Origin of the sequence: Allobosea sp. RCC_152_1, from assembly GCF_041360765.1 — a bacterium.
GTDB classification, from domain to species: Bacteria; Pseudomonadota; Alphaproteobacteria; order Rhizobiales; family Beijerinckiaceae; genus Allobosea; species Allobosea spartocytisi.
In genome coordinates this window covers 1,252,030-1,275,699 of record NZ_JBFUPU010000001.1, presented here as the reverse complement: position 1 = coordinate 1,275,699, position 23,670 = coordinate 1,252,030, and the positions used below count along the sequence as shown (strand labels likewise).

The window sequence follows — 23,670 nt, the reverse complement described above, 5'->3', positions numbered from 1 at the left end:
CGCGATCTTCGCGCTCCTGACATATCGCTGAGACGTCTTGCGCCCTTCGATCCTCGATCCGCTCTTCGCTTCCGCCACGACGCTCTCCGGCGTCGGGCCGAAGCTCGGCAAGGTTCTGGACCGCTTCCTCGGCGACGAGACAAGGCCTGCGCGCGTCATCGACCTCCTGTTCCATCTGCCGACCGGCGCGGTCGACCGCCGGCCGAGCCCTTCGATTGCCGAAGCCCCGATCGGCGATATCGCGACCTTTGCGGCCCGCGTCAGCGAGCACCGCCCTGCCCCGGCCGGCAAGAAGGCGCCCTATCGGATCATCGTCGAGGACGAGACCGGCGACGTCACGCTCGTCTTCTTCCACGCCGATTCACGCCATCTCGCCCAGACTCTGCCGGTTGGAGCCTACCGCATCATCTCGGGCAAGCTCGAACTCTGGGAAGGCATGCGCCAGATGGTCCATCCCGAGCGCATCCTCGATCCCAAGCTCGCTGCGACGCTGCCGGCCTTCGAGCCGGTCTATCCGCTGACGGAAGGTATCGGCGCGCGCGTCATGATGCGCATCGCGCAGGCGGCGGCCGAGCGCTGCCCCGACATGCCGGAATGGCAGGATTCCGGCTTCCTGGCCAAAAGCGATTTTCCCTCCTTCCATGCAGCGATTGAAGCCCTGCATCACCCTGTCGACCGCAAGGCCGCCGAGGGCGATACCGTCGCGCGTCGGCGCATCGGCTATGACGAATTGCTGGCGAGCCAGATCGCGCTCGCTTTGGTGCGCCGCCAGCAGAAGAAGATCGCCGGTCGCGCCACCACGGGCGATGGCGGCTTGCGCTTCCGCATCCAGTCCGCCCTGCCCTTCGAATTGACGGAGGGCCAGCGGAAGGCGATCGCGGATATCCATGGCGATATGGCGAAGCCCGAGCGGATGCTGCGGTTGCTGCAAGGCGATGTCGGTTCCGGCAAGACCGTGGTGGCATTGATGGCGATGGCTGCCGCCGCCGAAGCCGGCCGGCAATCGGTGCTGATGGCACCGACCGAGATCCTCGCTCGCCAGCATGCCGAGAGGCTGGCGCCGCTGGCGGAGCAAGCCGGGCTGAAGCTCGCCTTGCTGACCGGACGCGAGAAGGGCGCCGGCCGCCGGCAGGTGCTCGAAGGGCTGGCGGATGGCAGCATCGACATCGCCGTCGGCACCCACGCCTTGTTCCAGGAGGGCGTCGCCTTCCATGACCTCGCCTTGGCTGTCGTCGACGAGCAGCACCGCTTCGGCGTGCATCAGCGCCTGCTGCTCGGCTCCAAGGGCGAGGCGGTCGATGTGCTGGTGATGACCGCGACGCCGATCCCGCGCACGCTCTCGCTGACCTGGTTCGGCGACATGGACATCTCCATCCTGTCGGAGAAGCCGGCGGGCCGAAAGCCGATCGTCACCCGCGCCATCTCCTCGGAGCGTTACGACGAGGTCGTCGGCGCCATCGGCCGCGCCGTCGAGAACGGCCAGCAGGTCTACTGGGTCTGCCCGCTGGTGCAGGAATCCGACACGCTCGACGTTGCTGCCGCGCAGGAGCGCTATGAGGCGCTGCGCGAGATCTTCGGCGACAAGGTCGGGCTGCTGCACGGCCAGATGCCCGGCCGCGAGAAGGACGCCGCCATGGCTGCCTTCGTCGCCGGGCAGACCCGCATCCTCGTTTCGACCACAGTGATCGAGGTCGGCGTCGACGTGCCCAATGCCAGCGTGATGGTGATCGAGCATGCCGAGCGCTTCGGCCTCGCCCAGCTCCATCAATTGCGCGGGCGGATCGGGCGCGGCTCAGCCGCCTCGACCTGCCTGCTGCTCTACAAGGGGCCGCTCGGGCCGATCGCCGAGGCCAGGCTCACCATCATGCGCGAGACCGAGGACGGCTTCCGTATTGCGGAAGAGGATCTGCGCCTGCGCGGCGAAGGCGAGGTGCTCGGCACGAAGCAATCCGGCTCGCCCGACTGGCGCATCGCCCGGCCGGAAACGGATGGTGATCTGCTCGCGGCGGCGCGCGATGATGCACGCCTCCTGATCGAACGCGACCCGCATCTGGAGACGCCGCGCGGCCAGGCGATCCGGGTGCTGCTCTATCTGTTCGAGCGCGACGTCGCGATCCGTTTGCTCAGGGCCGGCTGAGCCCGGAGCAATCCCGATCAAGCGGGCCGGTTGCGCTCGCGTCAGTGTTCGGCCGCTTCGTGGAGGAACCATGGACCCGGTCAAGACAGCCATCTGGTGCATCGAGAGCCGCTTCGCCTCCGAGCTTTCGCTCGACGAGATCGCGGAGGTCAGCGGCGTCTCGCGCTTCCATCTCTGCCGTGCCTTCGGGGCGTCCACCGGGCGCTCCGTCATGCGCTATGTGCGCGAGCGGCGATTGACGGAAGCGGCGCGGCAACTGGCTGACGGCGCGCCCGATATCCTCTCGGTCGCGCTGAGCTGGGGCTATGGCTCGCACGAAGCCTTCACCCGCGCCTTCCGCGAGCAGTTCGGCATGACGCCGGAGGCCCTGCGCGCGAGGCGCGATCTCTCCATCATCCGTCTCTCGGAACCCCTTCCCATGCAGGCAGAAACATCCATCACGTTGCCCGAACCCCGGATCGAACAAGGCAAGCCCATGCTGATCGCCGGGCTCGGCGGCTCGTTCTCCGTCGGCAAGGTCGAAGGCATTCCTGCGCTTTGGCAGCGCTTCGCCCCGCATATCGGTCACGTTCCCGGCCAGCTCGGCTACACGACCTATGGCGTCAGCTATAATTGCGACGACAACGGCAATTTCGATTACATCGCCGGCGTCGCGGTTTCGGATTTCGACAATCTGCCGGCGGAATTCGCCCGCACCCGCGTCCCGGCCCAGACCTATGCGATCTTCGAGCACCGTGGCCATGTCACGGCGATCAAGCGGACCTATGAGGCGATCTGGCGCGACTGGCTGCCGAAATCCGGCCGCAAGCCCGCCGACGGCCCGACGCTGGAGCGCATGGACCAGCGTTTCGATCCGACGACAGGCAATGGCGTGCTGGAGATCTGGCTGGCGCTTCAGCCCTGATCAGACGATCGAGCCCGGCTGCGGCGCGAGCTTCGGCGCCGCCTCGCCCGGCTGGATCAGACCGGCCGACATGATGAGCTTGGCTCCGTCCTCGATCGAGATCGAGAGTTCCACGATCTCGCGGCGGGGCAGGTAGAAGAAGAAGCCTGTCGTCGGATTCGGCGTGCAGGGCAGGAAGACGCCGATCTGCTGGTCGCCATCCGGCAGGCGGTCGGCGATCTCGGGCGCCGCCTCCTGCGCGATGAAGACGATCGACCACATGCCCGGTTGCGGGAACTGCACCATGCCGACCTTGCGGAACGAGGTGCCCGACTGGGAGAAGATGGTCTCGAAGACCTGCTTGACCCCCTTGTAGAGGCCGCGAACCACCGGCATGCGGCCGAGGATCGATTCCCCGGCGCTGATCAGCGAGCGCCCGACGAGATTGGCGGTCAGGAAGCCGAGCAGCGTCAGCCCGACCAGCGCGATGACGAGGCCGAAGCCGGGAATCGGATACGGCAGATAGGTATCGGGCAGGTAGGAGTTCGGAATGAGCGGCTTCACCAGCCCGTCGATGAAGTTGATGAACCACCAGGTCACCGAAGCTGTGATGGCGAGCGGCGCCGCGATGACGAGCCCCGTCAGGAAATAGCGGCGCAGGCGCGTGCCCAGCGTCGGGCGCGTCAATTCGGTCGGCAGGACGAGGCGCGGATCAGGCGGGCCGGCGGTCATGGTCGCGTTCTTTGTCCTCTCGCATTTTCGTCACGCGAACCGGCATCCACTTCGCTTGAAAATGCTGTGGCAACGATGCGCTCTCCGGTCGCCTTGCCGGCACCGGTCGGTGCCGCGATATGACATGATAGGCGAGACGGCGGCATCCGCCAGTACCTGCCCTTCCGGCCGCAAGCAAGGATCGAGCCCGTGCCGAACGACAATCAGCCGCCACGCCGCCTGACGCGGCCCGTGCTGATCGTCGCAGGCTGGCTCTTCACGGTGCTCGGCGCGATCGGGCTGGTCTTGCCTGTCATGCCCGGAACCGTCTTCCTGATCCTGGCGGCCTGGTGCTTCTCGCGCTCATCGCCGCGCTTCGAGGCCTGGCTCACCGGGCATCCGAAGCTCGGGCCGCATGTGCTGCGCTGGCGCGAGACGGGAGCCATCGCGCGGCGGGCGAAACTCCTCGCCTGCGGCTCGATGGCGGCGAGCTTCCTGCTGCTGACGCTGACCTCGGCGCCGCCGATCGCGCTGGCGACGACGGCGCTCTGCCTGATCGCCTCCGGCGCCTATGTGGCGAGCCGGCCGGAGCGCTGAGCGCCCCGGCCGCACCCTCACTCCACCGTGACGGATTTCGCCAGATTGCGCGGCTGGTCGACGTCCTTGCCCATGAAAACCGCCGTCTGATAGGCGATCATCTGGATCGGCAGGGCGTAGACGATCGGCGCGAAGGTGGGGTCCATATCCGGCATCACGATCGTCGCCTCGGGCTCGATGCCGCATTCGGCGGCGCCCTTGGCATCGGTGATCAGGATGATGCGCCCGCCGCGCGCCGCGACCTCCTGCATGTTGGAGGCTGTCTTCTCGAAGAGCGCATCGTGAGGCGCGACGACGATGACCGGCATATCCGAGTCGATCAGCGCGATCGGCCCGTGCTTGAGCTCGCCCGCCGCGTAACCTTCGGCGTGGATGTAGCTGATTTCCTTCAGCTTCAGCGCGCCTTCGAGCGCCAGCGGGAAGCTGGTGCCGCGGCCGAGATAGAGCACGTCCTTGGCCTTGGAGAGCTCGCGGGCGAGCTTTTCGATCTCGGGCTCCAGCTCCAGCGCCTTGGCGATCAGGCCGGGCAGCGCGATCAGGTGCTGCACATGGACAGCTTCCTCTTCGGCCGAGAGCGTGCCGCGGGCCCGCGCTGCAGCGAGCGCGAGCGAGGCGAAAACCGCAAGCTGGCAGACGAATGCCTTGGTCGAGGCGACGCCGATCTCGGGGCCGGCGAGCGTTTGCGCGACCGCGTCGCTTTCGCGCGCGATGGTCGAGGTCGGAACGTTGACGACCGAGAGAATGGCCTGCCCGTTCTGGCGGGCGTAGCGCAGCCCGGCGAGCGTATCTGCGGTTTCGCCGGACTGCGAGATGAACAGCGCCAGGCCCTGCTCCGGCAGCGGCGCCTCGCGGTAGCGGAATTCCGAGGCGACATCGATCTCGACCGGCAGGCGTGCCAGCTTCTCGAACCAGTATTTCGCAATGAGGCCGGCATAATAGGAGGTGCCGCAGGCGCTGATCGTCAGTCGCGAGAGGCCCTTCCAGTCGATCTTGTCGCCGAAGGGCAGACGCACCTTGCCGGCAACCATGTCGAGATACTGCGTCAGCGTGTGGCCGACGACCTCCGGCTGCTCGTAGATCTCCTTGGCCATGAAATGGCGGTGATTGCCCTTCTCGACCAGGAAGGCGCCGGCGGCGACGCGCTGGGCGCGGCGTTCCACCTGCGTGTTGCTCTTGTCGTAGAAGGTCGCGCCACGGCGGTGGAGCACGACCCAGTCGCCCTCTTCCAGATAGGCGATGAGGTTGGTGAAGGGCGCGAGCGCCAGCGCATCCGAACCGAGATACATCTCGCCATCGCCGATGCCGACCGCCAGCGGCGAGCCCTTGCGGGCGCCGATCAGCAGGTCTTCCTCGCCCTGGAACAGGAAGGCGAGCGCGAAAGCGCCATGCAGAAGCGGGAGGCTCGCAGCCACCGCATCAGACGGAGACTTGCCGCGATCAAGCTCGCGGGTGACGAGATGCGCGACGATTTCGCTGTCGGTCTCCGTCTCGAAGACATAGCCATCGGCCTGGAGCTCGGCGCGTAATTCGCGGAAATTCTCGATGATGCCGTTATGGACCACCGCGAGCTTCGACGTCGCGTGTGGGTGGGCGTTGACCTCGTTGGGCTTGCCGTGGGTCGCCCAGCGGGTGTGGCCGATGCCGACCAAGCCTTCGAGCGGCTCGTTCGACAGGCGAATCTCGAGATTCTTGAGCTTGCCCTCGGCGCGTCGGCGGGTGAGCTGGCCGCCCTCGAGCGTCGCGACGCCCGCTGAATCGTAGCCGCGATACTCCAGCCGCCTGAGCGCTTCGACGACCTGCGTCGCCACTGCTTCCTTGCCCAGAATCCCGACGATGCCGCACATGGGCGATCCCCTTCAGCCATTGCTATAGGCAAAGCGCATAGCCGCGAAACGCGCGCGGACCCAATCACTATGCATGACGAACTGTGAACGGCGACTTGCCGCTTTGACGCGATTCGCGACCTATTCCGCCGCTTTCTTGGCCGCTTTGCGGGCGAGCGACGCTTCCCGGAACCTCTTGGCCCAGCCAGCCTTCTCCACTTGCTGGCCGCGGCCGATGGCGAGCGCATCCGGAGCCACATCATTGGTAATGACCGAGCCGGAGCCGACATAGGCGCCGTCGCCGATCGTGACGGGCGCGACGAGCGCGGAATTGGAGCCGATGAAGGCGCCGGCGCCGATCGTCGTCCGGGACTTGAGGAAGCCGTCATAGTTGCAGGTGATCGTGCCGGCGCCGATATTCGCTGCCGCGCCGACCGAAGCATCGCCGATATAGGTCAGATGGTTGACCTTGGCCCCGACGCCGATCTCGGCGGCCTTGATCTCCACGAAATTGCCGGCCTTGGCCTTTTCCGCGAGCTTCGTGCCGGGACGCAGGCGGGCGAAGGGGCCGACCATGGCGGCGGGCCCGATCTCGGCGCCCTCGAAATGCGAGAAGGCATGGATCACGGCGCCGTCAGCGATGCTGACTCCGGGGCCGAAGAAGCAGTTGGGCTCGATCAGGACATCGCGGCCGACTTGCGTGTCGAAGCTGAAGAAGACGGTTTCGGGCGCGATCAGCGTCGCTCCCTCCGCCATCACGGCAAGGCGCTTGCGCCGCTGGAATTCGGCTTCGGCGACAGCGAGTTGAGCGCGGTCGTTGACGCCGTGGACCTCGCTCTCCGGCGCGCGCAACACGGTGGCGGAAAGCCCGCGCGAACGGGCGACCGCGACGGCATCGGTCAGGTAGAACTCGCCTTGGGCGTTGTCGTCGCCGATCGCTTCGAGAATCTCCAGCGCGCGAGCGCCTGACAATGCCATCAGCCCGGCGTTGCAGAGCGTGATCGCGCGCTGCTGCTCCGTCGCGTCCTTGTGCTCGACGATGGCCTCGAGCTCACCATTCCGCTCAATGAGCCGGCCATAGCCGGTCGGGTCTTGCGCCTCGAAGCCGAGCACGACGACGGCCGCGCCCGCGGCCAGGCCGGCGCGCAGCGCGGCGAAGGTCTCGGGCAGCACCAGGGGCGTATCGCCGAAAGCGACGATGACGTCGTCATAGCCGCGGCGCAGGCTCTCGCGTGCTGCCAGAACGGCATGGGCGGTGCCGCGCCGCTCCTGCTGGATCGCAAGCTCGGCCGTCGGGAACCAATGCTGGGCTTCGCGCCCGACCTCCGACCGGTCCGGCCCGATCACGACCACGGCTGCCTCGGCGCCGGCTTCGGCGACCGCCGAGAGGGCATGTCCGAGCAGGGATCGCCCGCCGACCTCGTGCAGCACCTTCGGGCGCTGCGATTTCATGCGCGTTCCCTCGCCGGCTGCCAGAACAATGGCGAGACAGGACCGGGTGGGCTGCATTTCGGTCATGTTTCTCGTTTCCTGTCTGTGCGAGCCGCGATATCCGCGGTCGTTTCATCGCATGATGGCATTGCAGGCCGCGTGGATAGCCGATCCAGGCAGCATTTGCCAAAGTCATCGCACGATAAAAAGGGGCCATTCTCATGACCAACGGCACATAGCCCGCCGACCGACCGGCAACCGCATCCGTCAAAAGCATGGCCGGCGAGATTTTTCCGCTCGCTACCGCTTTTCACCGGCCTTGGAAATGCTCTAGAAGCGCGGAGGACGAGGGCGTCGTCCGCGTAGTTTGGACCACATGGCGAAGTCATTGAATCGCAGGCAATTTCTGGAAGCCGCCGCTGGCGGCGTAGCGCTGGCGTCGCTGGCTGCTTCCGCGTCCGCCCAAACTCAGACAGGCGCCGCAGCCTTCAACATTCCCAGCCTCGCCGACGGGCAGCGCTTCGACCCTTCGCTGGTCGTCGATGCCGCGCGCATGCTGGCGCAAAAACCGCTAATACCGCTCACGGCGACGGATCTGCCCGAGGGCTACGCCACGCTGCCCTTCGACCAGTATTCCGGCATCCGGATGCAGCCCGCTGCCGCGATCTGGGCCGGCGAGAATCGCGGCTTCACCGTCGAGCCCCTGCATCGCGGCTACGTCTTCGCGAACCCGGTCAGCCTTTTCACCGTCGAGGACGACATGGTGCGCCGGGTCGCCTTCGACCGGAGCAAGTTCGACTATGGGCGGGTCGCCCCACCCCCGGACAATGCCGATCTGCAGTTTTCCGGCATGCGAATCTCGGCGGGGCTGGAACGCCCCTTCGAGGTCGCGAGCTTCCAGGGCGCCACCTTCTTCCGCGCTCTCGCCCGCGGGCAGAATTTCGGCGCGATGGCGCGCGCCCTGATCCTGCGGCCCGGCGAGCAGCGCGGCGAGGAAATCCCCTTCTTCCGCGCCTTCTGGATCGAACGACCGAACCCCGCCACCGCCGCGCTGGTCATTCACGGCCTGCTCGATTCGGAGAGCGTCAGCGGCGCGGTGCGGATGACCCTGCGGCCCGGCGACGTCACCTTCATGGATGTCGAGATGACGCTGTTCGCGCGTCAGGCGCTCGACCATGTCGGCTTCGGCTGCGCGACCGGCATTTTCCTCTCCGGCCCGCAGAGCCGGCGAACCTTCGACGACATCCGCCCGGCGATCTACGAGGTTTCGGGCGTACAGATGCAGTCGGGCTCGGGCGAGTGGATCTACCGGCCGCTCAACAACCCGGCCAATCTCCAGGTTTCCTCCTTCGTCGACCAGAATCCCAAGGGCTTCGGGCTGATGCAGCGCGAGCGCGACGCGGCCGCCTTCCAGGACGATGATCAGCGCTTCGAGCTGAGGCCCAGCGTCTGGATGGAGCCGCTCGGCGACTGGGGCGCGGGCTCGATCCAGCTCATCGAGATTCCCAGCGATTCCGAGGCGAACAGAAACATCATCATGTACTGGCGGCCGAAGCAGCCATTGGCCGCGGGCAGCGAAGTCTCGATGAGCTATCGGCAGGCCTGGTGCTGGCAACCGCCGGATCGCCCGGACCTCGCCGTCGTAACCCGGATGAGACAGGGCAAGGGCTCGCAAGGCCGCCGCCGCCGCTTCCTGCTCGAGTTCACCGGGGGCAAGCTGGGCGATGCCGCAACCGTAGCCGCGATCCGCGCCGCGGTCTCGACCGCTCCGGGCTCGATCCAGAACATCCGCCTCTGGCCTTATCCCGAACGCAAGCAGATGCGCGTCGGCTTCGAGGTCGACCCCGGCAACGACAATCTCTGCGAGCTGCGGCTCGTCCTGCAAGCAGGCGGTCAGGCCGTCTCTGAAACCTGGTTGGACCGATGGACGTGGTAACCGCGCCCCGCCCCAGCGCCGCGGGCACCGACATGCGCGCACTCGTCTCGCGCGAGCCGGCGACGCCGCCGGAGAGCCGTCTCGTCATGCCCGTGCAGTCCTTCCGGAGCTGGAAGGCGTCGGACCGCCGCGAGCCGGCCGCTCCGCGCGACTGGAAGACGCCGTGGCTGAAGCGCCTCTTCGTCTTCGGCGGCGGGCTGGCGCTCACGGCCTATGGCGCCTGGGAAATGTACCATGTCGTGTCGGTCAGCCGCACGACCTCGCTGCAGTACGTCCTGCTCCTGCTGTTCACGATCAATTTCTCGTGGATCGCGCTGGCCTTCACCAGCGCGCTCCTCGGGTTCTTCGGCGTGCTGTTCGGCGTCGGACGGGCCGAGCGGGCCGAAAGCCTGAAGCATCGCACCGTCGTGGTGATGCCGATCTACAACGAGTCCTCGGCACGGACCTTCGCCGCGGTCGCCGCGATCCGCGAATCCGTCGAGGCGACCGGGCTCGGCGAGCATTTCGATTATTTCATCGTCTCCGACACGACCAATCCCGACATCTGGGTCTCCGAGGAACGCGCCTTCCTGGCTTTGCGCGAGCGGCTCGGTCCGAATTCGCGGGTCTATTACCGCCACCGGCCTAAGAACCATCACCGCAAAGCCGGCAACATCGCCGATTTCGTGACGCGCTGGGGTGGGCATTACGAGCAGATGATCGTGCTCGATGCCGACAGCCTGATGACCGGCAGCTGCATCGTGCGCCTCGCCGCCGCGATGGAAAACGATCCCGACGCCGGTATCATCCAGTCGCTGCCGCTGATCATCAACCGCAACACCTTCTTCGCGCGGCTCCAGCAGTTCGCGGCGCGGGTCTACGGCCCGGTCATCGCCACCGGGCTCGCCATGTGGTCGGGCCGCGACGGCAATTACTGGGGCCACAACGCCATCATCAGGACGCGCGCCTTCGCCGAGCATTGCGGCCTGCCGGATCTGAAGGGCAAGCCGCCCTTCGGCGGCCATGTGCTCAGCCACGATTTCGTCGAGGCGGCGCTGATCCGTCGCGCCGGCTGGTCGGTCTACATGCTGCCGGACCTGACGGGCTCCTATGAGGAAAGCCCGCCCTCGCTGATCGACATCTCCGTGCGCGACCGGCGCTGGTGCCAGGGCAATCTCCAGCATTCGCGCATCATCGGCGCGAAGGGCTTCGTCCTGCCGACGCGGCAGCATTTCGCCACCGGCATCATGGGCTATCTCGCCTCGCCCTTCTGGCTGATGCAGCTCGTCGTCGGTATCCTGATCGTGCTGCAGGTCAACTACGCGCGGCCCGAGTACTTCACGCAGGAATTCACGCTCTTCCCGGTCTGGCCGAGGTTCGACCCCGAGCGCGCCTTGCGGCTGTTCGCGCTGACCATGGCGATCCTGCTGGCGCCGAAGCTGTTCGGCCTCCTGCTGACGCTGTTCAACAACAAGCTGCGCCGGGCCGGCGGCGGCGCCATCCGGCTGATCCTGTCCTCGCTGATCGAGGTGCTGTTCTCGGCCTTCTTCGCGCCGATCATGATGCTGATCCAGTCGGGTTCGGTCTTCCAGATCCTGCTCGGGCGCGACACCGGCTGGAATCCGCAGCGTCGCGACGATGGCTCGATCCCGCTCAACGACATCATCCGCCGGCATCGCACTCATACGGTTCTCGGCGTGGTGACGGGCCTCTCGGCCTTCATGATCGCGACTGCGCTCTTTGCCTGGATGTCGCCGACAATCGTCGGTCTCGTTCTGGCGATACCACTGTCATGGGCTTCGGGCCAGCTCGGCATCGGGCTCTGGCTGAAGCGCCGCGGGCTCCTGCTGACGCCGGAGGAAGGCGATCCGCCATCGGTCGCCCTTCGCGCCAATGAATTGCAGACCGAGTTCGCCCAGGCCGGCTTCGACGATGCCGACGGGCTGAAAGCGATCCATGCCGATCCCGAGCTTCGGCATGCGCATGAGCTGATGCTGCCCGACAGCCATCCGCGCCGACGCGGCGAGATCGACCCCGAGCGCGCGGTGGCGCAGGCCAAGCTCGTCGATGCGGAGACGGTCGATGACGCCGTGATCTGGCTGAAGCCCAAGGAGCGCATGGTCGTGCTGCATGACCGCGCGCTGATCGGCCTGCTCGCATCATTGCCGGCGGAACGCTCCGAGAACGCGGCCTGAGAGGTCGGCACGGCACCCCCTTCAACCCTCATCCTAAGGAGCGGCGTCAGCGACGTCTTGAAGGACGAGGGCTGAGGGATTTCAGCCGGAAAGTCGTGGCTCTCCGTTGAGCCGTTCAGACCGGCTCGAAGGCGACCATGCAGCCCATGGCGTCTTCCGCCTGCACGAAGAGCCGCTCCTCGTTCTGGATGAACGGAATTTCCGCAGCCGTCAGCCGCTCCGCCACCGCGTCCAGATCCGGCACCGCGACGCAGAAGCCGAGAAAGCGCGCCGGCGTCGTGTCGGGCTCGACCTGATAGGCGCCTTGCGCGGTTTCGGGATCGAGCACGTCGAGGCGCCCGCGCGGCAGCGCCAGCACGTAATCCTCGTTGCCTTCGAGCACCTCGGCCCCGCCGCTGAAAGCGGTGAGGAAGGCGCGGTGCGCCGCCGGGTCCTCGGCCAGCATCACCGCGGACGACAATGCCGTGGCGCCGTTCGGATGCTGCTGGAACGCCGGATTCCAGAAATTCTGCGGCTCGAGCTGCCGGCAGACGAAGAAGCCGCATTCAGGTGCCTTCTGATCGGCGGCGAAGGCGAGCTCGAAGGCGACCCTGACCGTCGCCCCGTCCGGCCGCTTGCCTTGCCGCTCGAAGAAGAAGGGTTCGTAATCGCCGATTCCGCCGGCCTTGAAGGCGGCGGCGTCGGCCTTGGCGTCCGTGCTTTCCAGCACCAGCATCGAGAGCCCCTCGCCCTGCCCCGCAAGGGCGTCACGCACGAAGGCGCCGAACGAGAAGGTCCGCTCACCGGCTGGCGGGATCGCGCCCGCATCGGCGATCGTCACCAGTTCGAGGAAGGAGCCGGGAAACTGGACGATCCGATTCTCGGTGCCCCAGGGGTGGCGATTGCGCGCACCGACCCTGAAACCGAGCTTTTCGTAGAAGGCTCCCGCCGCGTCGAGATCGCGGACGCCGATGACGAGATGGTCGAGGCCGCGAGGCGTGGAGGCTGATGCAGGCATGGCAGACTCTTTCGGCAGGCTTATCGGGCCGGAAGGCTAGCAACTCTTCACGGCGCGGTCATGTCGCGTTGCGGTCACGGCTCGATATAGTGCGGCAGGAAGCGCGAGGTGTTCTTCGTGATGGGCGAGGCATCCTCGCGGACGCAAAGCCCGCAGGCCTGCGAGGCGACGAGCCAGGAGCCCAGCACCGCGTAATTGCCGCCGGCCGAGAAGAGATTGGTCGCGGCATCCTGCAGGACATAGCCTTCCGCGCCATAGGGGCCATCATCGCTGTCGAGGACGCGGTCGCGCTCCATCAGCGTGACATTGGCGCCCTCGCGCGAATAGAGCGGCTTGCGGACGCGGCGGGCCGAGAGCGTCGCGGAGCGCGGGTCGCCCTCGAAGAAGGCCGGCAGCAGGTTGGGATGGCCCGGTTCCATCTCCCAGAGGCAGGCGAGCAGGCCCTTGTTGGAGAGCAGCGCCTTCCAGGGCGGCTCGATGAACTGGCAGCGCGAGCCGGCCAGCGCCTCGCCATAGCGCTCGCGGAACAGCCATTCCCAGGGATAGAGCTTGAACAGGGTCTCGATCGGCTGGTTGGCGCCGTCGCAGAAGCGCCCGTCCGTCAGCAGGCCGATCTCCTCGATATAAGTGAAACGCGCATCGAGGCCGGCCTGGACGGCGCAATCCGTCAGATAGTCGACCGTGCCCTTGTCCTCGGCACTGCCCTCGACGCAGGTGAGATGCAGGCGATAGGGCGACGGCGTGCGCAGGCCGGCGAAGGCCGCGATCAGCCGCTCGTGCAGGGAGTTGAACTGATCGCTGCCGGGGAGAAGCGCGCCACGCGCCATCGCCTGCTCGAGCCAGTCCCACTGGACGACGCTCGATTCGAACAGGGCGGTTGGCGTATCGGCGTTGTATTCCAGCAGCTTGGCCGGCCCATGCCCGTCATAGGCGAGGTCGAGCCGGCCATAGAGATTGCGCTCGCCGCTCTGCCAGCTCCGCCGGATATAGTCCCAATGCGCGGCTGGGATGGCGAGGCTGGTCAGGATCTCCTCGCTGGCGAGTGCCTTCTCGATGAAGGCGAAGCAGAGCTCCTCGATCGCCTCGGTCGGCGCCTCGATGTCGCGCTCGATCTCCTCCAGCGTGAAGGCGAACGCAGCGCTCTCGTCCCAATAGGTCTCGCCGTCGATGGTGTGGAAGGCGAAGCCCAGCCGCTCGACCTGCGCGGCCCAGTCGGGACGGGGTGGAAGCGTGACGCGACGCATCTCAGGACGAGGAATGCGAGGAGAAGGAACGGGCGATGGAGCCGAAGCCGCCCCGCGACGAGACGCTGGTCGTCGTGCTGACGCCGCGCGTGCTCGTCGGCGATACCGCGACGCTGCCGCCGGTCGTCGTCGAATAGGCGCGCGAGCGGCGGCTGCTCGAGGAGCTGCTGCTGCCATAGGAGCCGCTGCCGCCGGATGACGAGGAAGAGGAGCCGGCGGCGCGCGCCTGCTGGCATTCCGGCTGGGCGGAGCCCGGCGGGCAAGCGGCGGTTGTCGGCGGCAGCAGGGGCTGCGCCTGCGAACCGGCCAGGCCCCGCGCCAGCATGAAGCCCGCGAGCGCCGGGACAAAATACTGGGCGCCGCCGATGCTGGCGCTGGAACAGCCATTGGCGCCGTACTGCGCCTCGCATTCGTTCTGGTTGTTGAACTTCGGCGCATCCTTGAGGCGTGCGGCGGTCGCCTCGGAGAAGGCGGTCTCACATTGTTGCGCGCTGAGCTGCCCGCCGGCGCGGCAATCGCTCAGGCTGTTATAGACGAGGCTTTCCTGGGTTTCCTCGCTGGAGCGTGGCCAGAACGAGGCGACGAGCACGACCCCGACCGCGGCCAGCCCGATCTGTGTCGAGCGCTTCATGGCATGCCCTCAGATCGTCATGCTGGCTGCGGCCAGCGTACCCGAAATCACCGCGATCACCGCCAGCATCCCGGCCGATGGCAGGCGGTCTTCCGCGATCTTCCGCGAGAGCTCCGGGATGACGATCCGCGCGAGGCCATAGGCCGCGAACTGGACCAGCATCGCCGCGACGGCCCAGAGCACGCAGTCCGGGATGCTGCTGGCCTGCGAGATCGCCTTTTCGAGCGGCACGGTGAAGCCGATGAGGTTGCCGCCCAGTGCGATCGCGGCCGAGAGATTGCCACCTCGGATCAGGGCGATCTCGTCATGGGCCGTCATGCGCAGATAGATCACGGCGAAGGCTGCGATCAGCGCCGCGCCGACGACGAAATAGAGAAGGAACGCGGGCAAGCCCGCCATCGAGATCATCATGCCCCCGCCCCCCAGCCCATCCGATGCCTCGCAGCCTCATCATAGGTGAGGCATTGTCGGGCACCAGCGAAGCTAGCCGAAAAAGCTGCGTCAGCCGTCATCTAAAACGAGGATGCGCCGCATGAAGATCCGGGAAGCCTGCTGCAGCTGCGGCCAGTTGCGAGTCACCTGCCGGGGAGAGCCGGCCATCGTCGCCCTGTGCCATTGTCATGAATGCCAGAGGCGAACGGGCAGCGTCTATGGCGTGGCGGCTTTCTTCGCGCGGGAGGCCGTCGCCGTGTCCGGGGATCATACCGACTATGACCGCCCTGCCGATAGCGGCTTTCGCGTCCTGCATCATTTCTGCCCGGCCTGCGGCAGCACGGTCTTCTGGGAGCCGTCTCGCAGGCCGGAGATGATCGCCGTGGCGGTCGGCGCCTTCGCCGATCCCGCATTTCCCGCCCCGCGAAAGGCGGTCTTCGAGGAGCACCGCCATCCCTGGGCGGCGGTTGCCCTCGACAGCGATTAGACCAGACGGCTCTGCACCACGGCCGCTTCGACGAAGCTCGCGAACAGCGGATGCGGCTCGAAGGGGCGCGACTTCAGCTCGGGGTGGTACTGCACGCCGATGAACCAGGGATGGTCCGGATATTCCACCGTCTCAGGCAAGAGCCCGTCCGGCGAGACGCCGCTGAAGCGCATGCCCTGCTCTTCCAGCCGCTGGCGGTAGTTCATGTTGACTTCGTAGCGATGGCGGTGGCGTTCCGAGATCTCGGTCGAGCCGTAGATCTTCGCGATCTTGGTGTCCGGCGAGAGGACGGAGGCGTAGGCGCCGAGCCGCATGGTGCCGCCGAGATCGCCGCCGGCCGCGCGCTGCTCCAGCTCGTTGCCGCGCAGCCATTCCGTCATCAGGCCGACGACGGGCTCCTTGGTCTCGCCGAACTCGGTCGAGCTTGCCGCCTCGATCCCGGCGAGCGAACGCGCCGCCTCGATCACCGCCATCTGCATGCCGAAGCAGATGCCGAAATAGGGCACCTTGCGCTGCCTAGCAAAGGTCGCGGCCTTGATCTTGCCCTCGGCGCCGCGATGGCCGAAGCCTCCGGGCACCAGGATGCCGTGGACATGCTCCAGGAACGGTGCCGGGTCCTCCTTCTCGAAGACCTCGGACTCGATCCAGTCGAGATTGACCTTGACGTTGTTGGCGATGCCGCCATGGGTCAGCGCCTCGATGAGGGACTTATAGGCGTCCTTCATGCCGGTGTATTTGCCGACGACGGCGATGGTGACCTCGCCCTCGGGGTTCTTCACCCGGTCGGAGATATGCTTCCAGTTCGTGACGTCCGGCTCGCTCGAGGCGTCGAGGCCGAAGGCGGCCAGCACTTCGTTGTCGAGCCCTTCCGCATGGTAGGAGAGCGGCACGTCGTAGATCGAGGCGACGTCGCGGGCCTCGATCACGGCGGTCTCGCGGACATTGCAGAACAGCGCGAGCTTGCGGCGCTCCTCGCGCGGAATCTCGCGGTCCGTGCGGCAGAGCAGGATATCGGGCTGGATGCCGATCGAGCGCAATTCGGCGACCGAGTGCTGGGTCGGCTTGGTCTTCAACTCACCGGCGGTCGGGATATAGGGCAGCAGCGTCAGGTGGATGAAGATGCACTGCCCGCGCGGCAGTTGCTGGTTCACCTGTCGGATCGCCTCGAGGAAGGGCAGGCTCTCGATGTCGCCGACCGTGCCGCCGATCTCGACCAGCGTGAAGTCGTAGCCCTCATTGCCGGAAAGGATGAACTCCTTGATGGCATTGGTGACGTGCGGGACGACCTGGATCGTGGCGCCGAGATATTCGCCGCGACGCTCCTTGGTCAGGATGTCCATGTAGATGCGGCCGGTGGTGATGTTGTCGCCCTTGTTGCAGGGCCGGCCGGTGAAGCGCTCGTAATGGCCGAGGTCGAGGTCGGTCTCGGCGCCGTCATCGGTGACGAAGACCTCGCCGTGCTGATACGGGCTCATCGTGCCCGGATCGACATTGAGATAGGGGTCGAGCTTGCGCAGGCGGACCTTGTAGCCACGTGCCTGCAGAAGGGCTGCGAGAGCCGCCGCCGCCAGGCCTTTGCCAAGCGAGGACACCACGCCGCCGGTGATGAAAACATACCGCGTCATGGGAGTTCACCTCTATCGCCACGGGTTCGATTCGCTAAGCGCATGCAGTGCAGTCCCGCCTTGCTCTGCGCGCTTGTCCACAAAAGAGAGGGCCGGTCGCCCGGCCCGTCTCCACACAAAAGAGAAGGGCCGGTTTCCCGGCCCTGCCCTGGTTACTGCTGCGGTGCCGCTGGCGGCGCCGGGGTCGGCGGCTGTGCGCCGCCTTGCGTCTGGTTCTGGAGCTGACGGAGCTGGTCGAGCACGCCGCCGGCATTGGGCGCGCTCGGGGCGTTCGGCGCGGCGGGCTGGCCCGGAGTGACCGGAGCCGTCGTCGCCGGGGCGCCGTCGATGATCGAACGCTGCACGCGGCCCTGAGTGGCCATGATCGCGAGCACGATCGAGGTCAGGAAGAACAGGCCGGCGAGAATCGCCGTCGCCCGGGTCAGCGCGTTCGCCTGGCCGCGCCCGGTCATGAAGCCGCCGACGCCACCGCCGCCGGAACCCATGCCGAGCCCGCCGCCTTCGGAGCGCTGCAGCAGCACGACGCCGACGAGCGCGACGACGATGATCAGATGAATGACGATGAGAACGTTCTGCATGATCTCACGAAATGGGGATGGCGCGGGCCGCCGCAAGGGCTACCCGCTCCTCCTCGAAAGGTCGAGGCGAATTCGGCGGCGCACATAGCACGGGGTTTGCGGCTGCGCCACCCCTGAAGGCCCGCCGGCTTGCATGACCGGGGCTCGGATGACGCCTCAGCCGGCGCAAGCGCGCGCAATCGCCAGGAATTCCTCGGCCTTCAGGCTGGCGCCACCGACGAGCGCGCCGTCGACATTGGCGACATTCATCAGCTCGGCCGCGTTCGAGGGCTTCACCGAGCCGCCATAGAGCAGCCGGACGCCGGCTGCGGCGTTCTTGCCGACGATCCGCGCAAGGTCGCTGCGAATCGCGGCGTGCATCTCGGCGACATCGGCTGCCGTCGGGGTCAGGCCCGTGCCGATCGCCCAGACCGGCTCATAGGCGATGACCAGGCTTGCGGCGTCGAGGCCTTCCGGCACCGAGCCCTTGAGCTGCCTGCGCACCACGGCCAGCGCCTTGCCGGCCTCGCGCTCGCCCTGCGTCTCGCCGACGCAGATGATCGGCACGAGCAATGCCTTGCGCGCGGCCTCGGCCTTGGCGCGGACGGTGGCGTTGTCCTCGCCATGGAGCGCGCGCCGCTCGGAATGGCCGACGATGCAGAAGCTCGCCCCCGCATCGGCCAGCATCGCGGCCGAGACCTCGCCGGTGAAGGCGCCGGCGGGCTGAACGCTGCAATCCTGCCCGCCTGTCGCGATGCGCGAGCCGATCAGCGCGGCGGTGGCGGTGAACAGCAGTGTCGAGGGTGGGCAGATCGCGAGGTCGACGGCGGCCTTGAGCGAGGCGTCATAGCCGCGGGCGACCTCCGTCGCGATGGCGAGATCGGCCTTCAGCCCGTTCATCTTCCAGTTGCCGGCTACCAGCGGCCTGATGCTGCGCGTCACGTCGTTCCTCCGGAAATTGTGCTGTCCGGGCTCTATCAATGCCCGGCTGGCGCCGCAATCTCATGTGAACCGGAAACACGAAGCCGCCGCGGCGATTGCGGCTTTCGCCGCCGGTTCCTATAAGCAGCGCCGACAAAAACGCGCGCGGGCCCGTCTCCGCGCCACGAACGGGTTCAGGGAAAGACAGCTTCCATGATGATGCAGGGCATCCGCAAGGCGAGTCAGGGTTTGCTCGGCAAGCTCGTCATCAGCGTCCTGTTCGGCGTCCTGATCCTCGCCTTCGCGATCTGGGGCGTGGGCGACATCTTCCGTGGCTATGGCCGCAACGAGGTCGCGCGGGTCGGCAAGACCGAGATCAGCATCGAGCAGATGCGCACCGCCTATCAGAACGACCTCCAGAACCTGATCCGCCAGCAGCGCCGGCAGATCTCGCCGGAGACGGCGCGCGCGCTCGGCCTCGACCGGCAGGTGCTCTCGCGGCTGGTCAGCGAGGCGACGCTCGACCAGACGGCCAAGAACCTGCACCTGGCCGTCTCCGACGACACGATCCGCAACCTGATCTTCGACGACCCGGTCTTCCGCGACGCGTCCGGCCAGTTCTCGGCGGCGCGCTTCAACGAATTGCTGCGTTCGAACGGCTATAGCGAGCAGAGCTATGTCGCGCTCCAGCGCGCCACCATCCTGCGCCAGCAGATCGCCGAGATGATCAGCGGCGGCTTCACCGTTCCGGTCGCCCTGCAGGAGATCGGCAACCGGCTGCGCAACGAGAAGCGCACCGTCACCTTCGCCCGCATGCCGGCGAGCGCCGCCGGCGAGATCGCGGCTCCGACCGAGGACCAGCTCAAGGCCTTCTACAACGAGCGCAAGATTGCTTTCCGCGCCCCGGAATACCGGACCGCCTCCGTGCTCGCGATCACGGCCGAGGCTGTCGCCGACCCGGCCAAGGTCACCGATGACGAGGCGAAGGCACGCTACGAGGCGCTGAAAGCGCAGCGCTTCACCACGGCGGAGACGCGTACCGTCGAGCAGATCCCCTTTCCCAATGCCGAGGAGGCACAGGCCGCCAAAGCCAAGATCGACGGTGGCGAGACCTTCGACGAGATCGCGACCGAGCGGAACGTCGCCTTCAAGGACCTCACGCTCGGCACCTTCACCCGCGAGCAGATCTTCGACCCCGCCGTGCGCGAGGCCGCCTTCGCGCTGGAGGAAGGCGCCGTCAGCGCGCCCGTGCAGAGCGCCTTCGGGACCGTGCTGCTGCGCGTCACCAAGGTCGATAGCCAGCATGTGCGCCCCTATGAGGAGGTCGCCGAGGAGGTGAAGAAGGAGATCGCGGCGGGCCGTGCCTCGAGCCGGATCACCGAGCTGCACGACAAGATCGAGGATGAGCGCGCCTCGGCGAAGCCGCTGGCTGAGATCGCCAAGCAGTTCAACCTCGAGCTGCGTGTCGTCGGCCCGATGAGCCAGGGCATGACCAAGCCCGACGGCGCCCAGGAGGCTCCCCTGCCCGGCGGCGATGCGACGCTGCGCGCGATCTTCGCCTCTGATATCGGCGTCGACAACGAGGCGATCCGCCTGCCCCAGAACGCCGGCTATGTCTGGTTCGACATCGCCAAGATCGACCCGTCCCGCGACCGTTCCTTCGACGAGGTCAAGGGCGAGGTCGCGACGCAGTGGCGCGCCGACGAGACCGCGAACAAGCTCTCGGCCAAGGCGCGCGAGCTCGTCCAGAGGCTCGACAAGGGCGAGGCCTTCGCGACGGTCGCGACGTCGAGCGGATTGACGATGGAGACGGCCGCCGGCATCGGGCGACAGGAGCAGCGCACGGACCTGCCGGCCAACGTCGTCACCCAGGTGTTCGGCACGGTCGCCGGCAAGGCCAATTCGGCGGCCGGCGCCGATGGCGGCCGCATCCTGTTCAAGGTCGATTCGGCGACGGTGCCGCCTTACGTCCGCACGACGCAGGAGGCGGACAACTTCGTTCGCCTGCTCTCCGCCAATCTGAGCGAGGGGCTCCTGCTGCAATATGTCGCCGAGCGCCAGGCCAAGCTCGGCGTGAGCATCAATGACGCGGCGTTCCGCAACGCCACTGGCGGGGTGCAGAATTGACGATGCAGCACCTCGACGAATTCGAGCGCTTCGCGCAGATCTACGAAACGGGCGCACCGCAGCTCCTGCGGCAAGTCCTGGTCGGCGATTGCGAGACGCCGGTCGCCGCCTTCCTGAAGCTGCGGCACGCCACCTCCGGGCCGGCTTTCCTGCTGGAATCGGTGGAGGGCGGCGCCGTTCGCGGTCGGTACTCGATGATCGGGCTGGAGCCGGACCTGATCTGGCGCTGCCATCAGGGGCAGGCCGCGATGTGCCGGCCGGCGCTCGGCGACGCCTTCCTCGACGATCCGCGCCCGGCCTTCGAGAGCCTGCGTTCGCTGCTGGCCGAAAGCGCGATTCCCGAGGCGGAGGGGCTGCCGCCGATGGCGGCCGGCGTCTTCGGCTATCTCGGCTACGACATGGTGCGGTTGATGGAGCGCCTGCCCGAGCCGAAGGAGACCGGCACCGGCGTTCCCGACGCGATCCTGAGCCGGCCGACGCTGATGGTCGTGTTCGACGCCGTGCGCGACGAGATCCACATCGTCACGCCGGTGCGTCACCAGCCCGGCATCGCGGCGCGGCACGCCTATGAGAGCGCCCAGGAGCGGCTCGACGGCGTCGTCCGTGTCCTTGAAGGCGCCCTGCCCGCCGAGGCCGACATCGACATCGCCAATCTGCCCGAGCCGGTCACGACCTCGAACACCAGCGAAGCCGAGTATCTCGACATGGTGGCGAAGGCGAAGGAGTACATCCGCGCCGGCGACATCTTCCAGGTCGTGCTGTCGCAGCGCTTCGAAGCCCCCTTCGCGCTGCCGCCTTTCGCGCTCTACCGGGCGCTGCGCCGCGTCAACCCGGCGCCGTTCCTCTGCTACCTCGATTTCGGCGGCTTCCAGATCGTCTGCTCGAGCCCCGAGATCCTGGTCCGGCGGCGCGACGACACGGTCACGATCCGCCCCATCGCCGGCACGCGCCGGCGCGGCGCGACGCCTGCCGAGGACGACGCCCTCGCCGCGGAGCTGCTGGCCGATCCGAAGGAGCGCGCCGAGCACCTGATGCTGCTCGATCTCGGCCGCAACGATGTCGGGCGCGTCGCGGAGATCGGAACGGTCAAGGTCACCGATTCCTTCTTCATCGAGCGCTACAGCCAGGTCATGCACATCGTCTCGAACGTCGAGGGCAAGATCGACCCGAAGCACGATTCGCTGGCCGCCCTGATCGCCGGCTTCCCGGCCGGCACCGTCTCGGGCGCGCCGAAGGTGCGGGCGATGGAGATCATCGACGAGCTGGAGCGCGATGCACGCGGCGCCTATGCCGGCTGCATCGGCTATTTCGGCGCCAATGGCGAGATGGACACCTGCATCGTGCTGCGGACCGCCGTGGTGAAGGACGGCAGGATGCATGTCCAGGCCGGCGCCGGCATCGTCTACGATTCGAACCCGGCCTCCGAGCAGGAGGAGTGCATCAACAAGGCCAAGGCCCTGTTCCGGGCGGCCGAGGAAGCGATCCGCTTCGCCGCGCGCAGCGGGCGCGGGCAGTAAGACTGCCGCATGCGAACCGCCCGGCTGGAAGCAGCCGGGCGGTTTTCTTTTGCGGTCTTGCGTGCCGCTTCAGTGCCCCTTGCTGGGATGGGCCGTCATCCGGTCGACCCAGGCGATGCCGACGGCGGACAGGATGAAGACGACATGGATCAGCGTCTGCAGCAGGACGCCGGATTCGGTGTAGTTCGTCGTCCGGCCGAGCCCGCCGATATTGCCGGCCTCGATGAAGGTCCTGAGCAGGTGGATCGACGAGATGCCGATGATCGCCATGGCGAGCTTGATCTTGAGGATGCTGGCGTTGACGTGGCTCAGCCATTCCGGCTGGTCCGGGTGGCCTTCCAGCCGCAGCCGCGAGACGAAGGTCTCGTAGCCGCCGACGATCACCATGATCAGCAGGTTCGAGATCATCACCACGTCGATCAGTCCCAGCACGACCAGCATGATCTGCTGCTCGCTGAAGTCGAAGGCGTGGGTGACGAGGTGCCAGAGCTCCTTGAGGAACAGGAAGACGTAGACGCACTGGGCCACGATGAGGCCGATATAGAGCGGCAGCTGCAGCCAGCGGGAGCTGAAGATCAGCGCCGGCAGAGGCTTCATCGCGCCAGGCGGGGCGGAACGGGAGGGCGAGCTGCCGGTCTGGGCCATGGTAGGGTCCTGATCCTTCGAATGCATGAGGAGGTTTCTGTGAGGCGAAGCGCTAGATGGCGAGGAAAACCCGTCGACGCAAGACGCCGGATGAGGCTCCGAGCCTCAACAGCCACAATGTTGTGACGGCGCATTTACGCCGGGATTGCGGACTAGTCTTTCCGCCGGCTCGATAAATCGCTACAATCACGCCCAATCGGGGGGACATGCGAAGTTCCACTCGCACGGGACAGTAAAGGAGTTTCGCCATGATCAGGACGTTTGCCGTCGCCGCCGCCCTCGCCGGCTGCGCCGCTCTCGCTGCTCCCGCCACCGCGGCGCCGCTGGCGCCGGCCTCTGCCGCGGTCGCCTCGGCCAAGGCGGATGCCGGCCTGCTCCAGACCGTGCAATGGCGCCGCTATGGCTATTACGGCCCCCGCTATTACGGTGGCTACCGCCGCGGCCCGGCCATCGGCGCCGGCATCGCCGCCGGTGTCATTGGCGGTGCTCTGGCGGCCGGTGCGCTGGCCGCGCCTCCGCCGCCGCCAGTTTATTACGAGCCGGCCCCGGTCTATGTCGCGCCGCCGGTGGTCTATGCTCCGCCCGTTCCGCGTGCCTATGGCTACAGCGTCGAGGATACCGACGCGGTCGCCTACTGCGCGCGCCGCTTCCGGTCCTACAATCCCGAGACCGGTACCTATATCGCCGCCGGGGGCGTGGTTCGCGCCTGCCCCTGACAGGGCCCGACAGCCCGACCGGGAATCAATGGCTCCCCGCAGCGATGCGGGGAGTTTTTGTTTGCGGTGGAAAGCGGCT

At 67.1% G+C, this 23,670-nt stretch carries 20 protein-coding genes; 9 read left to right on the top strand and 11 right to left on the bottom strand.

Annotation, left to right across the window (positions count from 1 at the left end; translation table 11 throughout):
• Positions 1-37 precede the first annotated feature (37 nt).
• Positions 38-2,137: an ATP-dependent DNA helicase RecG gene (gene recG / locus AB6806_RS05985; RefSeq protein ID WP_142020924.1), complete on the top strand. Its 2,100-nt coding sequence runs from the start codon at positions 38-40 to the stop codon at positions 2,135-2,137.
• 70 nt (positions 2,138-2,207) lie between these two features.
• A complete protein-coding gene (locus AB6806_RS05980) occupies positions 2,208-3,041 on the top strand; it encodes an AraC family transcriptional regulator (protein ID WP_142020923.1) in 834 nt (277 codons plus the stop codon).
• On the opposite strand, the gene AB6806_RS05975 is transcribed toward AB6806_RS05980, so the two are convergent.
• Positions 3,042-3,752, bottom strand: a complete 711-nt coding sequence (locus tag AB6806_RS05975; RefSeq protein WP_081925617.1) for a DUF502 domain-containing protein — start codon at positions 3,750-3,752, stop codon at positions 3,042-3,044.
• A 189-nt stretch (positions 3,753-3,941) separates the two neighbouring features.
• Here AB6806_RS05975 and AB6806_RS05970 point away from each other — a divergent pair, with 189 nt between their 5' ends.
• On the top strand, positions 3,942-4,328 hold the full coding sequence (locus AB6806_RS05970) for a YbaN family protein (protein ID WP_318652288.1): 387 nt from the start codon (positions 3,942-3,944) through the stop codon (positions 4,326-4,328).
• A 17-nt stretch (positions 4,329-4,345) separates the two neighbouring features.
• On the opposite strand, the gene glmS is transcribed toward AB6806_RS05970, so the two are convergent.
• Positions 4,346-6,172, bottom strand: coding sequence for a glutamine--fructose-6-phosphate transaminase (isomerizing) (glmS, locus tag AB6806_RS05965; RefSeq protein WP_370954284.1), 1,827 nt, complete (start codon positions 6,170-6,172; stop codon positions 4,346-4,348).
• A gap of 120 nt (positions 6,173-6,292) precedes the next feature.
• Complete coding sequence (gene glmU / locus AB6806_RS05960) at positions 6,293-7,660, bottom strand: bifunctional UDP-N-acetylglucosamine diphosphorylase/glucosamine-1-phosphate N-acetyltransferase GlmU (protein ID WP_370954314.1); 1,368 nt, start codon at positions 7,658-7,660, stop codon at positions 6,293-6,295.
• A gap of 310 nt (positions 7,661-7,970) precedes the next feature.
• Here glmU and AB6806_RS05955 point away from each other — a divergent pair, with 310 nt between their 5' ends.
• Positions 7,971-9,518 carry an OpgD/OpgG family glucan biosynthesis protein gene (locus AB6806_RS05955; RefSeq protein WP_370954283.1) on the top strand — a complete coding sequence of 516 codons (1,548 nt, stop codon included), beginning with the start codon at positions 7,971-7,973 and terminating at the stop codon, positions 9,516-9,518.
• The gene (gene mdoH, locus AB6806_RS05950) at positions 9,506-11,692 is read left to right on the top strand and encodes a glucans biosynthesis glucosyltransferase MdoH (RefSeq protein ID WP_370954282.1); all 2,187 of its coding nucleotides are present in this window, start codon (positions 9,506-9,508) and stop codon (positions 11,690-11,692) included. The genes AB6806_RS05955 and mdoH overlap by 13 nt, the downstream gene beginning before the upstream one ends.
• Before the next feature lie 115 nt (positions 11,693-11,807).
• Here the strand turns inward: mdoH and AB6806_RS05945 are convergent, their stop codons facing one another.
• From AB6806_RS05945 to AB6806_RS05930, 4 genes are all read right to left on the bottom strand, one after another.
• Positions 11,808-12,689, bottom strand: coding sequence for a VOC family protein (locus AB6806_RS05945; RefSeq protein ID WP_370954281.1), 882 nt, complete (start codon positions 12,687-12,689; stop codon positions 11,808-11,810).
• Between the two features lie 74 nt (positions 12,690-12,763).
• Positions 12,764-13,933: a glutathionylspermidine synthase family protein gene (locus tag AB6806_RS05940; protein WP_370954280.1), complete on the bottom strand. Its 1,170-nt coding sequence runs from the start codon at positions 13,931-13,933 to the stop codon at positions 12,764-12,766.
• Between the two features lies 1 nt (position 13,934).
• Entirely contained in the window at positions 13,935-14,564 is a 630-nt protein-coding gene (locus tag AB6806_RS05935; protein ID WP_370954279.1) for a DUF1190 domain-containing protein, read from the bottom strand.
• A 9-nt stretch (positions 14,565-14,573) separates the two neighbouring features.
• Positions 14,574-14,963 carry a DUF350 domain-containing protein gene (locus AB6806_RS05930; RefSeq protein ID WP_370954278.1) on the bottom strand — a complete coding sequence of 130 codons (390 nt, stop codon included), beginning with the start codon at positions 14,961-14,963 and terminating at the stop codon, positions 14,574-14,576.
• A gap of 133 nt (positions 14,964-15,096) precedes the next feature.
• On the opposite strand from AB6806_RS05930, the gene AB6806_RS05925 reads away from it, so the two are divergent.
• Positions 15,097-15,483 (top strand): GFA family protein, encoded by a 387-nt coding sequence (locus AB6806_RS05925; protein WP_142020917.1) that lies wholly within the window; start codon positions 15,097-15,099, stop codon positions 15,481-15,483.
• Here the strand turns inward: AB6806_RS05925 and AB6806_RS05920 are convergent.
• From AB6806_RS05920 to tpiA, 3 genes are all read right to left on the bottom strand, one after another.
• A complete protein-coding gene (locus AB6806_RS05920; protein ID WP_038367398.1) occupies positions 15,480-17,108 on the bottom strand; it encodes a CTP synthase in 1,629 nt (542 codons plus the stop codon). The two genes, AB6806_RS05925 and AB6806_RS05920, sit on opposite strands and share 4 nt — an antisense overlap.
• Before the next feature lie 152 nt (positions 17,109-17,260).
• Positions 17,261-17,686 (bottom strand): preprotein translocase subunit SecG, encoded by a 426-nt coding sequence (secG, locus tag AB6806_RS05915; RefSeq protein WP_038367399.1) that lies wholly within the window; start codon positions 17,684-17,686, stop codon positions 17,261-17,263.
• 156 nt (positions 17,687-17,842) lie between these two features.
• Positions 17,843-18,607 (bottom strand): triose-phosphate isomerase, encoded by a 765-nt coding sequence (gene tpiA / locus AB6806_RS05910; RefSeq protein WP_142020916.1) that lies wholly within the window; start codon positions 18,605-18,607, stop codon positions 17,843-17,845.
• Between the two features lie 192 nt (positions 18,608-18,799).
• On the opposite strand from tpiA, the gene AB6806_RS05905 reads away from it, so the two are divergent.
• Both AB6806_RS05905 and trpE read left to right on the top strand, forming a co-directional pair.
• On the top strand, positions 18,800-20,713 hold the full coding sequence (locus AB6806_RS05905; RefSeq protein WP_370954277.1) for a peptidylprolyl isomerase: 1,914 nt from the start codon (positions 18,800-18,802) through the stop codon (positions 20,711-20,713).
• 2 nt (positions 20,714-20,715) lie between these two features.
• Positions 20,716-22,230, top strand: coding sequence for an anthranilate synthase component I (trpE, locus tag AB6806_RS05900; RefSeq protein ID WP_038367403.1), 1,515 nt, complete (start codon positions 20,716-20,718; stop codon positions 22,228-22,230).
• A 69-nt stretch (positions 22,231-22,299) separates the two neighbouring features.
• On the opposite strand, the gene AB6806_RS05895 is transcribed toward trpE, so the two are convergent.
• A complete protein-coding gene (locus tag AB6806_RS05895) occupies positions 22,300-22,875 on the bottom strand; it encodes a TIGR00645 family protein (RefSeq protein ID WP_038367406.1) in 576 nt (191 codons plus the stop codon).
• A 248-nt stretch (positions 22,876-23,123) separates the two neighbouring features.
• On the opposite strand from AB6806_RS05895, the gene AB6806_RS05890 reads away from it, so the two are divergent.
• Positions 23,124-23,591, top strand: coding sequence for a BA14K family protein (locus AB6806_RS05890; protein ID WP_370954276.1), 468 nt, complete (start codon positions 23,124-23,126; stop codon positions 23,589-23,591).
• Positions 23,592-23,670 lie beyond the last annotated feature (79 nt).

Bases quoted from the DNA above. Each gene is read 5' to 3' on its own strand.
- AB6806_RS05980 (WP_142020923.1), top strand. From the start codon at position 2,208: ATGGACCCGGTCAAGACAGCCATCTGGTGCATCGAGAGCCGCTTCGCC.
- AB6806_RS05975 (WP_081925617.1), bottom strand. From the start codon at position 3,752: ATGACCGCCGGCCCGCCTGATCCGCGCCTCGTCCTGCCGACCGAATTG.
- glmS (WP_370954284.1), bottom strand. From the start codon at position 6,172: ATGTGCGGCATCGTCGGGATTCTGGGCAAGGAAGCAGTGGCGACGCAG.
- glmU (WP_370954314.1), bottom strand. From the start codon at position 7,660: ATGCAGCCCACCCGGTCCTGTCTCGCCATTGTTCTGGCAGCCGGCGAG.
- mdoH (WP_370954282.1), top strand. From the start codon at position 9,506: ATGGACGTGGTAACCGCGCCCCGCCCCAGCGCCGCGGGCACCGACATG.
- AB6806_RS05945 (WP_370954281.1), bottom strand. From the start codon at position 12,689: ATGCCTGCATCAGCCTCCACGCCTCGCGGCCTCGACCATCTCGTCATC.
- AB6806_RS05940 (WP_370954280.1), bottom strand. From the start codon at position 13,933: ATGCGTCGCGTCACGCTTCCACCCCGTCCCGACTGGGCCGCGCAGGTC.
- AB6806_RS05935 (WP_370954279.1), bottom strand. From the start codon at position 14,564: ATGAAGCGCTCGACACAGATCGGGCTGGCCGCGGTCGGGGTCGTGCTC.
- AB6806_RS05930 (WP_370954278.1), bottom strand. From the start codon at position 14,963: ATGGCGGGCTTGCCCGCGTTCCTTCTCTATTTCGTCGTCGGCGCGGCG.
- AB6806_RS05925 (WP_142020917.1), top strand. From the start codon at position 15,097: ATGAAGATCCGGGAAGCCTGCTGCAGCTGCGGCCAGTTGCGAGTCACC.
- AB6806_RS05920 (WP_038367398.1), bottom strand. From the start codon at position 17,108: ATGACGCGGTATGTTTTCATCACCGGCGGCGTGGTGTCCTCGCTTGGC.
- secG (WP_038367399.1), bottom strand. From the start codon at position 17,686: ATGCAGAACGTTCTCATCGTCATTCATCTGATCATCGTCGTCGCGCTC.
- AB6806_RS05905 (WP_370954277.1), top strand. From the start codon at position 18,800: ATGATGATGCAGGGCATCCGCAAGGCGAGTCAGGGTTTGCTCGGCAAG.
- trpE (WP_038367403.1), top strand. From the start codon at position 20,716: ATGCAGCACCTCGACGAATTCGAGCGCTTCGCGCAGATCTACGAAACG.
- AB6806_RS05895 (WP_038367406.1), bottom strand. From the start codon at position 22,875: ATGGCCCAGACCGGCAGCTCGCCCTCCCGTTCCGCCCCGCCTGGCGCG.
- AB6806_RS05890 (WP_370954276.1), top strand. From the start codon at position 23,124: ATGATCAGGACGTTTGCCGTCGCCGCCGCCCTCGCCGGCTGCGCCGCT.